Origin of the sequence: Streptosporangium amethystogenes (assembly GCF_000721075.1) — a bacterium.
GTDB lineage: Bacteria > Actinomycetota > Actinomycetes > Streptosporangiales > Streptosporangiaceae > Streptosporangium > Streptosporangium amethystogenes.
Map to the genome: position 1 here is coordinate 95,488 of NZ_JOEQ01000026.1, position 13,101 is coordinate 108,588.

At 69.2% G+C, this 13,101-nt stretch carries 11 protein-coding genes; 10 read left to right on the forward strand and 1 reads right to left on the reverse strand.

Going from position 1 to position 13,101, the window contains the following annotated elements; translation table 11 throughout:
- Positions 1 to 9 precede the first annotated feature (9 nt).
- Entirely contained in the window at positions 10 to 1,671 is a 1,662-nt protein-coding gene (locus IG98_RS0130765; RefSeq protein ID WP_030920065.1) for a class I adenylate-forming enzyme family protein, read from the reverse strand.
- A gap of 269 nt (positions 1,672 to 1,940) precedes the next feature.
- Here IG98_RS0130765 and argC point away from each other — a divergent pair, with 269 nt between their 5' ends.
- The 10 genes from argC (at position 1,941) to tyrS (ending at position 12,508) form a co-directional block, all read left to right on the forward strand.
- Entirely contained in the window at positions 1,941 to 2,963 is a 1,023-nt protein-coding gene (gene argC, locus IG98_RS0130770; protein ID WP_030920068.1) for an N-acetyl-gamma-glutamyl-phosphate reductase, read from the forward strand.
- The gene (argJ, locus tag IG98_RS0130775; RefSeq protein ID WP_030920071.1) at positions 2,960 to 4,114 is read left to right on the forward strand and encodes a bifunctional glutamate N-acetyltransferase/amino-acid acetyltransferase ArgJ; all 1,155 of its coding nucleotides are present in this window, start codon (positions 2,960 to 2,962) and stop codon (positions 4,112 to 4,114) included. Before argC ends, argJ begins: the two co-directional genes overlap by 4 nt.
- Positions 4,111 to 5,040: an acetylglutamate kinase gene (gene argB, locus IG98_RS0130780; protein ID WP_037971678.1), complete on the forward strand. Its 930-nt coding sequence runs from the start codon at positions 4,111 to 4,113 to the stop codon at positions 5,038 to 5,040. The genes argJ and argB overlap by 4 nt, the downstream gene beginning before the upstream one ends.
- Positions 5,041 to 5,096: 56 nt before the next feature.
- Positions 5,097 to 6,248, forward strand: coding sequence for an acetylornithine transaminase (locus IG98_RS0130785; RefSeq protein WP_051753198.1), 1,152 nt, complete (start codon positions 5,097 to 5,099; stop codon positions 6,246 to 6,248).
- Positions 6,238 to 7,218, forward strand: coding sequence for an ornithine carbamoyltransferase (gene argF, locus IG98_RS0130790; RefSeq protein WP_030920080.1), 981 nt, complete (start codon positions 6,238 to 6,240; stop codon positions 7,216 to 7,218). The genes IG98_RS0130785 and argF overlap by 11 nt, the downstream gene beginning before the upstream one ends.
- Positions 7,219 to 7,226: 8 nt before the next feature.
- Positions 7,227 to 7,721, forward strand: coding sequence for an arginine repressor (locus IG98_RS0130795; protein ID WP_030920083.1), 495 nt, complete (start codon positions 7,227 to 7,229; stop codon positions 7,719 to 7,721).
- 69 nt (positions 7,722 to 7,790) lie between these two features.
- Positions 7,791 to 8,990: an argininosuccinate synthase gene (locus IG98_RS0130800; protein WP_030920087.1), complete on the forward strand. Its 1,200-nt coding sequence runs from the start codon at positions 7,791 to 7,793 to the stop codon at positions 8,988 to 8,990.
- 41 nt (positions 8,991 to 9,031) lie between these two features.
- Positions 9,032 to 10,450, forward strand: a complete 1,419-nt coding sequence (argH, locus tag IG98_RS0130805) for an argininosuccinate lyase (protein WP_245651784.1) — start codon at positions 9,032 to 9,034, stop codon at positions 10,448 to 10,450.
- On the forward strand, positions 10,450 to 11,100 hold the full coding sequence (locus IG98_RS0130810) for a DNA-3-methyladenine glycosylase (protein WP_051753192.1): 651 nt from the start codon (positions 10,450 to 10,452) through the stop codon (positions 11,098 to 11,100). Before argH ends, IG98_RS0130810 begins: the two co-directional genes overlap by 1 nt.
- 139 nt (positions 11,101 to 11,239) lie before the next feature.
- Positions 11,240 to 12,508: a tyrosine--tRNA ligase gene (tyrS, locus tag IG98_RS0130815; protein WP_030920097.1), complete on the forward strand. Its 1,269-nt coding sequence runs from the start codon at positions 11,240 to 11,242 to the stop codon at positions 12,506 to 12,508.
- The last annotated feature ends 593 nt before the right edge of the window (positions 12,509 to 13,101 follow it).

Here is a 13,101-nt window from a genome sequence, read left to right on the forward strand (position 1 = left end):
CGGGGGGCGTCAGGAGCCCAGGACCTCCCTGCGCAGGTGGGTTTTGAGGATCTTGCCGCCGGGGTTGCGGGGAAGTTCCGTGTCACGCACCCAGAACCTGACCGGGACCTTGAAGGGGGCGATCCGCTCGCGCAGGAAGGCCCGCAGTTCCTCGGCGGTCGCCGGGGACGACAGCCGCACCACCGCGCCGACCTCCTCGCCCAGCTCGTCATGGGGGATGCCGATCACCGCGGCGTCGTCGACCGCCGGGTGCTCGAACAGGGCGGCCTCGACCTCGGCGCAGTAGACGTTCTCGCCGCCGCGGATGACCATGTCCTTGGCCCGGTCCACGATGAACACGAACCCCTCGGAGTCCACCCTGGCCAGGTCGCCGGTGTGCAGCCAGCCGCCGACGAAGGTCTCGGCGGTGGCCTCGGGGCGGTTCCAGTAGCCCAGGATGATGTTCGGTCCGCGCAGGCAGAGCTCGCCGACCGCGCCGACCGGTAGCTCGTCGCCGAGCGGATCGGCGATCTTCACCTCGACCACGGCCATCGGCAGGCCGATGCTGTCGGGTTTGGCCAGGTAGTCGTCGCCTGCGTTGTTGATGGCGAGTGCGGTGGTCTCGGTCATGCCGTACCCGTTGGAGGGGGCGCGGGTGGGCAGCTGCTCGGTGATGCGCTCCAGCAGTTTCGGCGGGGCGGGAGCACCGCCGTAACTGAGGGCGTTGAGGCTGGAGATGTCGTGCTTGTCCAGGTCCGGGTGGGAGAGGAGCTGCCATACGTTGGTGGGTACGCCGGTGAGCCCCGTGATTTTCTCGCGCTCGATCAGCTCAAGCGCGCGACCCGGATCCCACTTGTACATCAGCACCAGGCCGCTTCCGCTGAACATGGTGGTGGTCATCACCGCGAAGCAGCCGGTGACGTGGAAGAGCGGAACGGTGAGCAGGGTGACGCGGCGCTGTCCCGCCGTCTCACCCGGGTCCCTGCCGGCCTTGACCACGCTGCGGTACATGCTGTAGGCGACGGTCATGGGTGACTGCCCGATGTTGCGGTGGCTGCCGAGCGCGCCCTTGGGGCGGCCCGTGGTACCAGAGGTGTAGAAGATCGTCGCCGGATCCTCGGGGGAGAGCTCGACCGGCGGCAGCGTCACGTCCGCCGCCACCTCGCCCATCACGTCCTCGAACGCGCGGGCGCCCTCGGGCACCTCGCCGCGGGTCACGATCAGGGCCGGGGACAGGCCGGTGAGCCTGGCCGCCCGCTCGCCGTCGGTGATCAGCACCTTGGCGCCGGAGTCCGACAGGCCGTACTCCAGTTCCTGCGGGGTCCACCAGGCGTTGAGTGGAACGGCTATCGCCCCGATGGCCAGCGCGGCCGAGAAGGCGATCACCCACTCGGGGTAGTTGCGCATGGCGATGGCGACCCGGTCGCCCTTGGCCACGCCGTACTCGTCCGCCAGACGCCGTGCGAGCGTGGCCGCCCGCCTGAAGTGCTCCTCGTAGGTGATGTGTTCGTCCTCGTACGTCAGGAAGATCTTGTCGCCGTGAAACCGGCTCGTCTCAAGGAGCGCCCGGAAGTCGCGGGGGGCGTGCTTCCAGGTTTTGACGGTCCCGCCGTGGCCGGGGACCTCGTCCATCTCGAAAAGCTGTCCGGGACCGGTGAGCTGGGCCTGGACCTGGTCATGGGTGACAGTCATACGTTCGCACTCCCGAAGGGTGGAAGGACCGGAGGTCGCCACGATACTGACCGGTAGGTATGCGCAACAATGCCGAAACGCAACTAATTGCCTCTCCCTGTAATCGCGAGCCAAAAAGCATGATTTTTGTGACTTTTCCGCTGCTCTGGGCATCTCGTGGGCCGGTAACCTCCGCGTAACCGGCTTGCATGACAATCCCTGGAGATGCATAATCTCTCTAGCAAGAGCATGAGTGAGTGTGTATGAACATGCAGAAATCAGGGGGGCCGATGAGAGCGGCGATCGCGGGTGCCAGCGGCTACGCCGGAGGTGAGCTCCTGCGCCTGCTGCTGTCCCACCCCGGCATCGAGATCGGCGCGCTGACCGCGGCCTCAAGCGCCGGCACGGCGCTCGGTGCCCACCAACCACACCTGACCCCGCTGGCCGGCCGGATCCTGCTGGAGACCACCCCGGAGACCCTGGGCGACCACGACCTCGTCTTCCTCGCCCTGCCGCACGGCCAGTCGGCCGCCGTCGCCGAGCAACTCGGTGACGGCACCCTCGTCGTCGACTGCGGCGCCGACTTCCGGCTCACCGACCCCGCCGCCTGGGAGCACTTCTACGGCGGAACCCACGCCGGCAGCTGGCCGTACGGGCTGCCCGAGCTGCCGGGCCGGCGTGAGGAACTGCGCGTGGCCTCCAGGATCGCCGTGCCCGGGTGTTACCCGACGGCGGTCACCCTGGCGATGTTCCCCGCCTTCGCCGCCGGCCTCGTCGAGCCCGACGTGGTGGTGGTAGCCGCCAGCGGCACCAGCGGAGCGGGCCGTGCGCCCAAGCCGAACCTCCTGGGCAGCGAGGTGATGGGCTCGGCCAGCGCGTACGGCGTCGGCGGCGTCCACCGGCACACCCCGGAGATGGAGCAGAACCTCTCCCCGTTGGCGGGTGAGCCGGTCACCGTCTCCTTCACCCCCGTGCTGGCGCCGATGAGCCGCGGCATCCTCGCCACCTGCAGCGCGCCCGCCAGAGCGGGGCTCACTCCGGCGGTCCTGCGCGAGGCATACGAGGTCGCCACCAAGGACGAGCCGTTCCTGCGGCTGCTCCCCGAGGGCCAGTGGCCCGCGACCTCGATGACTCTCGGAGCCAACACCGCCGCCCTCCAGGTCGTCCTGGACGAGCGTGCGGGCCGCGTCGTCGCCGTCGTCGCCATCGACAACCTGACCAAGGGAACGGCGGGCGGGGCCATCCAGAGCGCCAACCTCGCCCTCGGCCTGCCGGAAGAGCTAGGCCTTCCTCTCAATGGAGTCGCCCCATGAGCGTGACCGCCCCCCTCGGCTTCCGGGCGGCGGGTGTCGCCGCCGGAATCAAGTCCGGTGCCGCCCGCGACCTGGCACTGATCGTCAACGACGGCCCCTCTCGCGCCGCGGCGGGAGTCTTCACGGCCAACCGGGTGAAGGCCGCGCCTGTCCTGTGGTCCGCGCAGGTGCTGTCCGGGGGCCGGGTCCACGCGGTGGTCCTCAACTCCGGCGGCGCCAACGCCTGCACCGGGCCGCTGGGTTTCCAGGACACCCATGCCACCGCGGAGAAGGTCGCCGAGGCACTGGGAGACTCGGCCGGCGAGATCGCGGTCTGCTCCACCGGCCTGATCGGTGAGCGCCTGCCGATGGAGCCGCTGCTGGCCGGGGTCGATCTCGCGGTCTCCCAGCTAGCCAGGGACGGCGGGCTGGCCGCCGCCGACGCCATCCGCACCACCGACACCGTCTCGAAGATCTCCTTCAGGAAGGGCGCCGGCGGCTACATGGTCGGCGGCATGGCCAAGGGCGCGGGCATGCTCGCCCCGGGCCTCGCCACCATGCTCTCGGTGATCACCACCGACGCCGACCTGCCCGCCGAGCGGCTCGACGAGGTGCTCCGCAAGGTGACCCGGGTCACCTTCGACCGGCTCGACGCCGACGGTTGCATGTCCACCAACGACACGGTGCTGTTGCTGGCCAGCGGCGCCTCCGGTATCACTCCCGACCTCGCCGAGTTCGAGCAGGTCCTCCTCGCGGTCTGCGCCGACCTCGCCCGCCAGCTGCTGCTGGACGCCGAGGGCGCCTCCAAGGCGATCGCCATCGAGGTCGTCGGCGCCGTCTCCGAGGAGGACGCGGTCACCGTCGGGCGTACCGTCTCCCGATCGAATCTCCTCAAGTGCGCCATCCACGGAGAGGACCCCAACTGGGGCCGGGTGCTGTCGGCCGTCGGCACCACCGACGCCGTCTTCGAGGCCGACCGGCTCAACGTGGCCATCAACGGCATCTGGATCTGCCGGGGCGGTGCCGCGGGCGACGACCGCTCCAAGGTCGACCTCACCCCGCGCGATGTGACGATCATCATCGACCTGTCGGCGGGCCCGCACTCGGCGACGATCCACACCACCGACCTAACCGCCGAGTACGTCCACGAGAACTCGGCGTACTCCTCATGAGGCGGACCGAGGCCCTGGCGAAGGCCACCACGCTGATCGAGGCACTGCCCTGGCTCGCCAGCTTCCATGGTGCGACCGTCGTCATCAAGTACGGCGGCAACGCGATGACCGAGGAGCACCTGCGCGAGAAGTTCGCCGCCGATGTCGTCTTCCTGCGCTACGCCGGGCTCAGGCCGGTGATCGTGCACGGAGGAGGCCCGCAGATCAACGCCCACCTCGACCTGCTCGGCATCGAGTCCACCTTCACCGCCGGGCTCAGGGTCACCACACCCGAGGCCATGCGGGTCGTCAGGATGGTCCTCGTCGGCCAGGTCAACCGCGACGTGGTCGGTCTGATCAACAGGCACGGGCCGTTCGCCATCGGCATGTCCGGTGAGGACGCCCACCTGTTCACCGCCGTGCGCAAGCACGCCGTCGTCGACGGCGCCAGCGTCGACATCGGCCAGGTCGGCGACATCGTCAACGTCGAGGCCGGAGCCGTGCGGGCGCTGCTGGGGGACGGGCGGATCCCGGTGATCTCCTCGGTCGCGCGCAGTGAGGACGGCACCGTCTACAACGTCAACGCCGACACCGCCGCCGCCGCGCTCGCCGTGGCGCTCCAGGCGTCCAAGCTGATCGTCCTGACCGATGTCGAGGGTCTGTACCGTGACTGGAGCCCCGACTCCGTTGACAACGAGGTCATCGACGAGCTGTCCGCCACCGAGTTGGAGAAGCTCCTGCCGACCCTGTCCAGCGGCATGATCCCCAAGATGGAGGCGTGCCTGACCGCCGTCCAGGGGGGCGTGCCGCAGGCCCACGTACTCGACGGCAGGGTGCCTCACTCGGTGCTGCTGGAGATCTTCACGGACAAGGGCATCGGAACCATGGTGCTGCCGGACGCCCCCGCGGCGCCGGTCACCGCCCAGCTGAAGGGGAACGACACGTGAGCCCGCAGGAAAGTCCCGCCACAGAGGCACTCACCACGCGCTTCGAGGCCGCCTTCATGGCCAACTACGGGGTGCCCCCGGTGGCACTGGCCCGAGGCGAGGGCACGAGGGTCTGGGACGTCGACGGCCGCGAGTATCTCGACCTGATCGGCGGCATCGCGGTCAGTTCGCTCGGCCACGCCCACCCGGCGCTGGTGGAGGCCGTCTCCAGGCAGGTCGCCACCCTCGCCCACACCAGCAACCTCTTCCTGCACGAGCCCGAGGTACTGCTCGCCGAGCGCCTGCTCGGTCTGCTCGGCGCCCCCGCCAAGGTGTTCTTCGCCAACTCCGGCACCGAGGCCAACGAGGCCGCGCTGAAGCTCGCCATCAAGTACGGCAAGTCGAACGGCCGCAACTACTTCGTGGCCGCCGAGAACGCCTTCCACGGCCGGACCCTCGGCGCGCTCGCCCTGACCGGCAAACTCTCCATCCGTGACCAGTTCGGGCCATTCCCGATTGACGTGCGTTTCGTGCCGTACGGTGACGCCGACGCGCTCAAGAGCGCGGTGACCGGTGAGTGCGCCGCGGTCTTCCTCGAACCCACCCAGGGGGAGGCGGGGGTCGTGCCCCCACCCGAGGGCTACTTCACAGCGGCCAGGGAGATCTGCGACGCCGCAGGCGCGCTGCTGGTCGCGGACGAGATCCAGTCGGCGATCGGCCGCACCGGGCACTGGTTCGCCCACCAGCACGAAGGCATCCTGCCCGACGTGCTCACCTTGGCCAAGGGCCTTGGCGGAGGTATGCCGATCGGCGCCTGCGTCGGCTTCGGCGCGGCGGCCACGGTTTTCGCCCAGGGCGACCACGGGTCCACCTTCGGCGGCAACCCCGTCTCGACCGCCGCGGCGCTCGCCGTGCTCGACACGATCGACACCGACGGTCTGCTGAAGCACGTGCGTACCGTCGGGGCCGAACTCGCCGACGGCATCGCCGCGATCGACCACCCGCTGCTCGCCGGTGTCCGGGGCAGAGGTCTGTGGCTGGCCGTTCTGCTGACCGGCGACCGCTCCGCCCACGTCCAGGCCGCCGCGCGGCGAGCCGGTTTCCTGGTCAACGCCCTCCAGCCTCACGTGGTACGGCTCGCGCCGCCGCTGGTGATCACTTCCGCTCAGGTCGCGGCCTTCGTGGCCGCGCTCCCAGCCATCCTCGACGAGGCCGCCGATGCCCAGTAACCTCTCCGCGCAGGCGCCCGTCAGGCACTTCCTGAAGGACGACGACCTCTCGTCCGCCGAGCAGGCACAGGTGCTCGACCTGGCCGAGGCGATGAAGAAGGACCGTTACGGCTACCGTCCCTTCGAGGGCCCGCAGACCGTCGCAGTCCTCTTCGACAAGCCCTCCACCCGCACCCGGGTCTCCTTCGCCGTCGGCATCGGCGAACTCGGCGGCCTTCCCCTGGTCGTCGACGCGGGCTCCTCCCAGATGGGCCGGGGTGAGTCGATCGAGGACACCGCCCGGGTCCTGGAGCGTCAGGTGAGCGCCATCGTGTGGCGCACCTCGGGCCAGGAAAGGGTCGAGGCCATGGCCTCGGCATCCTCGGTTCCGGTGGTCAACGCCCTCACCGACGAGTTCCACCCCTGTCAGATCCTCGCGGACCTGCAGACCGTCAGGGAGCACTTCGGCAGGACCGCCGGACTCACCCTGGCCTACTTCGGGGACGGCGCCAACAACATGGCCCACTCCTACCTGCTCGGCGGCGCCGTCGCCGGCATGCACGTGCGGATCGCCGCCCCCGCCGGGTACCTGCCGGACCCGAAGATCCTCCGGCGGGCCGCCAAGGTCGCCGAGGAGACCGGCGGATCGGTCACCGTGCTCGCCGACCCGGCCGAGGCCGCCGCGGGCGCGGATGTCCTCGCCACCGACACCTGGGTCTCCATGGGGCAGGACGGCAAGGAACAGCGGGTCGCCGACCTCATGCCCTACCAGGTCAACGCCGCGCTGGTGGACCGGGCGGCGCCCGGCGCCATCATCCTGCACTGCCTGCCCGCCTACCGCGAGCTGGAGATCTCCGCCGAGGTCCTCGACGGCCCGCGGAGCCTGGTGTGGGACCAGGCCGAGAACCGGCTGCACGCCCAGAAGGCCCTGCTGCACTGGCTGATCTCGGTGAGCGGTCCGGACGCGCCGGGGGGCGGGGTGGTCGCGTGACGATCCCGATGACCAAGGTCGCCCGTCAGGCCAGGATCGCCGACCTGCTGCAGCGGCAACCCGTCAGATCCCAGCCGGAGCTGGCCAAGCTCCTGCTGGAGAGCGGGGTCGAGGTCACCCAGGCCACCCTCTCCCGGGACCTGGACGAGCTCGGTGCGCTCAAGCTGCGCGCCGAGGACGGCTCCCTGGTCTACGCCCTACCCGGTGAGGGCGGCGGCCGGATAAGGCTGGCCAGGCTCGGCACCGGCGAGTCCCCGGCCGCCCGGCTCAGCCGGCTCGCCGAGGAGCTCCTCGTCTCGGCCGAGGCCTCCGCCAACCTGGTCATCGTCCGCACGCCACCGGGCGCCGCACAGTTCCTCGCCTCCGCCATCGACCACGCCGACTGGGAGTCCATCCTCGGCACGGTCGCCGGAGACGACACGATCCTCGTCATCAGCCGTGACCCGGTGGGCGGGGCCGCGGTCGCAGAGGGGCTTCTCAGGCACGCCGACCGACGTATGTAGCCCGCTCGGGCGGGCGACCCTGGCACCATCTGAGATCTGTGACGAATGAATAACTTGGAGTGATCAATTATGACCGACCGGGTCGTACTCGCCTTCTCCGGCGGCCTCGACACCTCCGTGGCCATCCCCTTCCTCGCCGAGAAGACCGGTGCCGAGGTGATCGCGGTCGCCGTCGACGTCGGTCAGGGCGGCGAGGACATGGAGATCATCCGTAAGCGGGCCATCGACTGCGGCGCCGTGGAGTCCGTCGTCGTGGACGCCCGCGAGGAGTTCGCCACCGACTTCTGCGTGCCCGCCCTGCAGGCCAACGCCCTCTACATGGACCGCTACCCGCTGGTCTCCGCCCTGTCGCGGCCCCTGATCGTCAAGCACCTGGCCGCCGCGGCCAAGGAGTTCGGCGGCACCCACGTCTCGCACGGTTGCACCGGCAAGGGCAACGACCAGGTCCGGTTCGAGGCCGGCCTGGCCGCGCTCTTCCCCGAGCTCAAGGTCATCGCTCCGGCCCGCGACTACGCGTGGACCCGGGACAAGGCGATCGCCTACGCCGAGGAGAAGGGCCTGCCGATCGAGACCACCAAGAAGAACCCCTACTCGATCGACCAGAACATCTGGGGCCGGGCCGTCGAGACGGGCTTCCTTGAGGACATCTGGAACGGGCCCATCGAGGACGTCTACTCCTACACCGCCGACCCCGCCCAGCCGCGCGAGGCCGACGAGGTCATCATCAGCTTCGTCAAGGGCGTCCCGGTGGCGCTGGACGGGCGACACCTGACCCCGTTCCAGATCATCGCCGAGCTGAACCAGCGCGCGGGCGCCCAGGGTGTCGGCCGCCTCGACATGGTCGAGGACCGGCTCGTCGGTATCAAGTCCCGTGAGGTCTACGAGGCACCGGGCGCCATCGCCCTGATCACCGCGCACATGGAGCTGGAGAACGTCACGGTCGAGCGCGACCTGGCCAGGTTCAAGCGGTCGGTGGACCAGCGCTGGGGCGAGCTCGTCTACGACGGCCTCTGGTTCTCCCCCCTCAAGAAGGCCCTGGACGTCTTCGTCGCCGAGGCCCAGGAGCACGTCACCGGCGAGATCCGGATGACCCTGCACGGCGGCCGGGCCACGGTCACCGGCCGGCGCTCGGAGGCGTCGCTGTACGATTTCAACCTCGCCACCTACGACACCGGCGACACCTTCGACCAGTCCCTCGCCAAGGGCTTCGTCGAGCTGTGGAGCCTTCCCTCCAAGATTGCCTCCGCCCGGGACGCCCGGTTGGGCTGAGTGGGCTAAGGTCGCGGATTGAATGGGGAGGGAGAACAACGGTGACTGATAGTGGCAAGCCGATGCGGCTGTGGGGCGGCCGGTTCGAAGGAGGTCCGGCCGACGCGCTGACCAGGCTCTCTGTGAGCGTGCACTTCGACTGGCGGCTGGTGCCGTACGATCTGCTGGCCTCGCGCGCGCACGCCCGGGTGCTGCACCGCGCGAACCTGCTGACCGACGACGAGCTGGCACGCATGCTCGGTGCCCTGGACGACCTGGAGCGAGCCTGCAAGGAGGGCGAGTTCCGGCCGACCGTCGCCGACGAGGACGTCCACACCGCGCTGGAGCGCGGCCTGCTGGAACGCCTCGGCACGCTCGGCGGCAAGCTCAGAGCAGGTCGCAGCCGCAACGACCAGGTCGCCACCGATCTGCGGCTCTACCTCCGCGATCACGTCAGGCACATCGTGTCCCGGCTGGTGGAGCTGGAGACCGCGCTGATGAGCCAGGCCGAGGAGCACGCCGAGACGGCGGCCCCCGGCATGACCCACCTGCAGCACGCCCAGCCGGTCTCGTTCGGCCACCAGCTCCTGGCGCACGTCCACGCCTTCGCTCGCGACATCGAGCGGCTGCGCGACTGGGACCGGCGCGCGGCCGTCTCCCCGCTCGGCTCCGGGGCGCTGGCCGGGTCCTCCCTGCCGCTCGACCCGCAGGCCGTGGCCAGGGAACTCGGCTTCGACTCCGCCGCGCCCAACTCGATGGACGCGGTCGCCGACCGTGACTTCGCCGCCGAGTTCCTGTTCGACGCGGCGATGATCGGCGTGCACCTGTCCCGGCTGGGCGAGGAGATCGTCCTGTGGGCCTCGCAGGAGTTCCGCTGGATCGAGATGGACGACGCCTACTCCACCGGCTCGTCGATCATGCCGCAGAAGAAGAACCCCGACGTGGCCGAGCTCGCCCGGGGCAAGAGCGGCCGCCTCATCGGCAACCTGATGTCGCTGCTGACCACGCTCAAGGGCCTGCCGCTGACCTACAACCGGGACCTGCAGGAGGACAAGGAGCCGGTGTTCGACTCCGTCGACAGCCTGCTGCTCGTCCTTCCCGCCATGGCCGGGCTCGTCGCGACCATGCGCGTCAACACCGCCAAGCTGGAGGCTTCGGCCCCCGACGGGTTCGCGCTGGCCACCGACCTGGCCGAGCTGCTGGTCCGCAGGGGCGTCGCCTTCCGCGAGGCCCACGAGGCGGTCGGGCACCTGGTCGTCTGGTGCCAGGTCAACGACAAGGACTTCGGCGAACTCACCGACGACGAACTGGCCAAGGTCTCGCCGCACTTCACCCCTGACTCCCGCGAGGTCCTCTCGGTGCCGGGTGCGCTGGCCGCCCGCAAGGCACACGGCGGTACGGCGCCAGACCGGGTCCGTGACCAGCTCGTCGCGCTCCGCGAGATCGTCGACGCCCAGGCGGCCTGGGCGATCGGGAACTGATGCCCGCTGAAGAGCACGGCGGGCACTCGCTCGCCGCGCCCGTGCCGCTGGCGCGCGACTTCTTCGACCGGCCCGCCCACGAGATCGCTCCGGACCTGCTGGGACGAGTACTCGTGCACGGGCCGGTCGCGCTGCGTCTCACCGAGGTCGAGGCGTACGGCCTGCCGGGTGAGGACCCCGCGTCGCACACCTACCGGGGCCGGACACCGCGCAACGCGGTGATGTTCGGCCCGCCGGGCCACCTGTACGTCTATTTCACCTACGGCATGCATTTCTGCGCCAATCTCACCTGCCTTCCCGAGGGGACGGGGGCCGGGATACTGCTCAGGGCCGGAGAGGTGATCTCCGGTATCGGGACCGCCATGGCCCGCCGGAGAGCGGGAAGCGCCCGTGTCGTCCGGGAAGTCGATCTGGCCAGGGGGCCGGCACGTCTGGCCGTGGCGCTCGGGTTCACCCTGGAGCACAACGGACTCGATGTCTGCGTCCCGGGCTCGCTCTCCGTGATCGAGGGCGAACCCGTCGTGGCCGCATCCGTCCGGTCGGGGCCGCGCACCGGGGTCTCGTCGGGGAAGGAGACACCCTGGCGGTTCTGGATCGACGGCGACCCCACCGTCTCGCCCCATCGCCCGCACGTACCGCGCCGCCGGTAGGCCACCCGTGCGCTCCTCCTCGCTTCCCCGCTGGTCGACTCGCGATCGAGGATAGGTTTCGAGTGGCGCGACGGTGCCGCGATCGGGCAGGGTGTACAAGAGCGCTAAATGTCCCTTCGAGCATTGGAAAGCAAGGATCGTGACCGACATTCTGGATGACCTCGCCTGGCGCGGCCTGATCGCGCAGTCCACCGACATCGACACCCTGCGCGGGGCGATGGCCGAGGGTCCGATCACGGTCTATTGCGGCTTCGACCCGACCGCGCCCTCGCTGCACGTCGGCAATCTGGTCCCGTTGCTGACCCTCACCCGCCTGCAGCGGGCGGGTCACCGGGTCGTCGGCCTGGTAGGCGGCGCGACCGGCCTGATCGGCGACCCCAGCGGCCGGAGCACCGAGCGCTCGCTGAACTCGTCCGAGGTCGTGGCCGAATGGGTGGCGCGGATCCGTGTCCAACTGGAGAAGTTCCTCGACTTCTCGGCGGAGACGGGCGGCATCCTCGTCAGCAACCTTGACTGGACCGAGGGCATGTCGGCGATCGACTTCCTGCGTGACGTCGGCAAGCACTTCCCGGTCAACCGAATGCTCGCCCGAGAGTCGGTCTCCGCCCGGTTGGGGGGAGAGGGGCTCAGCTACACCGAGTTCAGCTACCAGATCCTGCAGGCCAACGACTACCTGGAGCTGAACCGGCGCTACGGCTGCACGCTCCAGATCGGCGGCAGCGACCAGTGGGGCAACATCACCGCGGGGACCGACCTCATCCGCCGGGTGACGGGTGGCCATGTACACGCCCTCACCGTGCCGTTGATCACCAAGGTGGACGGGACCAAGTTCGGCAAGACCGCCGGTGGCGCGGTCTGGCTCAACCCCGAGATGACCTCGCCGTACGCCTTCTACCAGTTCTGGCTGAACTCGGACGACAGGGACGTGGTGAAGTTCCTCAAGATCTACAGCTTCAGGTCCCGTGAGGAGATCGAGGAGCTGGAGAAGGCCGCCGCCGCGCGGCCCGCCGCGCGTGAGGCCCAGCGGGCACTCGCGGAGGAGTTCACCACGCTGCTGCACGGTGCCGACGAGTGCGCCGCGGTGATCGCCGCCTCGGCGGCCCTGTTCGGTCAGGGTTCTCTGGAGGAGCTGCCCGCGCGCACCCTTGGGGAGGCTCTCGCCGAGGTGCCGCGTGCCGAGGTTCCCGCACTGGGAGCGTCCTTCGTTGACCTGCTCGCCGAGAGTGGCCTGGTCAAGTCGAAGTCCGAGGCGCGTCGCACCGTCAAGGAGGGCGGCGCCTACCTCAACAACACCAAGGTCACCGACGAGGCGTACGTGCCGTCGGCCGATGATCTGCTCCACGGACGCTTCCTGGTGCTCCGCCGCGGCAAGCGTTCGGTCGGTGGCGTCGAGATCGTCGAGGCCTGACCCCTCCCACACTGTCGACCTGCTCTTCCGCCAGGTAAAGGCGATGATTACGAGGGATGGACGCCCCGGCTTTGGCCGGGGCGTTCGCTGTCCCAGTGCGTAACATTCCGGTAGCGAACCTCCCTTGGTTCCTTAAGCAACCCCTCTGACCTGCGATTTTACCAAGGGTGGCTGATTTGACGATGTTCCGGGAGGGGCATAATCTTTTCAATGCCCCGGGAGCGAGCCGGACGCCTGAGTCGGCGGACGGGCCCCAGGGACACTCCACTGAACGAACTTGAGGGTTCGGACTCCATGTAGATCACCGGAAAACCGGTTGATTCGCTGTGGCCCGGATGACACGGTAGGTTCAGGGAGCTGCTCCGGAAGCGGGGCAAAGAGAATCCTAGTGAGCCTGCAGGGTTTGTGACAAATAGCTGAGAGCTAGCAATTTGACACGGTCTTGACAAGCGGTAGGATTTAAGTAAGAAGCAGAGCGCCCCGGGCGTTCCGGCCAAGTACTGATCGGGACGACGGTGTACGCGTCCGTTTCTTGAGAACTCAACAGTGTGTTAAAAGCCAGTGCATGAAGCACAACCCTGTCCAACCTGCCT

What these genes read in the sequence shown, in the direction of transcription:
- argB (WP_037971678.1), top strand. Translation starts at nt 4,111, where the DNA reads ATGAGGCGGACCGAGGCCCTGGCGAAGGCCACCACGCTGATCGAGGCA.
- IG98_RS0130800 (WP_030920087.1), top strand. Translation starts at nt 7,791, where the DNA reads ATGACCGACCGGGTCGTACTCGCCTTCTCCGGCGGCCTCGACACCTCC.
- argJ (WP_030920071.1), top strand. Translation starts at nt 2,960, where the DNA reads ATGAGCGTGACCGCCCCCCTCGGCTTCCGGGCGGCGGGTGTCGCCGCC.
- argC (WP_030920068.1), top strand. Translation starts at nt 1,941, where the DNA reads ATGAGAGCGGCGATCGCGGGTGCCAGCGGCTACGCCGGAGGTGAGCTC.
- IG98_RS0130765 (WP_030920065.1), bottom strand. Translation starts at nt 1,671, where the DNA reads ATGACTGTCACCCATGACCAGGTCCAGGCCCAGCTCACCGGTCCCGGA.
- IG98_RS0130810 (WP_051753192.1), top strand. Translation starts at nt 10,450, where the DNA reads ATGCCCGCTGAAGAGCACGGCGGGCACTCGCTCGCCGCGCCCGTGCCG.
- argF (WP_030920080.1), top strand. Translation starts at nt 6,238, where the DNA reads ATGCCCAGTAACCTCTCCGCGCAGGCGCCCGTCAGGCACTTCCTGAAG.
- IG98_RS0130795 (WP_030920083.1), top strand. Translation starts at nt 7,227, where the DNA reads ATGACCAAGGTCGCCCGTCAGGCCAGGATCGCCGACCTGCTGCAGCGG.
- IG98_RS0130785 (WP_051753198.1), top strand. Translation starts at nt 5,097, where the DNA reads ATGGCCAACTACGGGGTGCCCCCGGTGGCACTGGCCCGAGGCGAGGGC.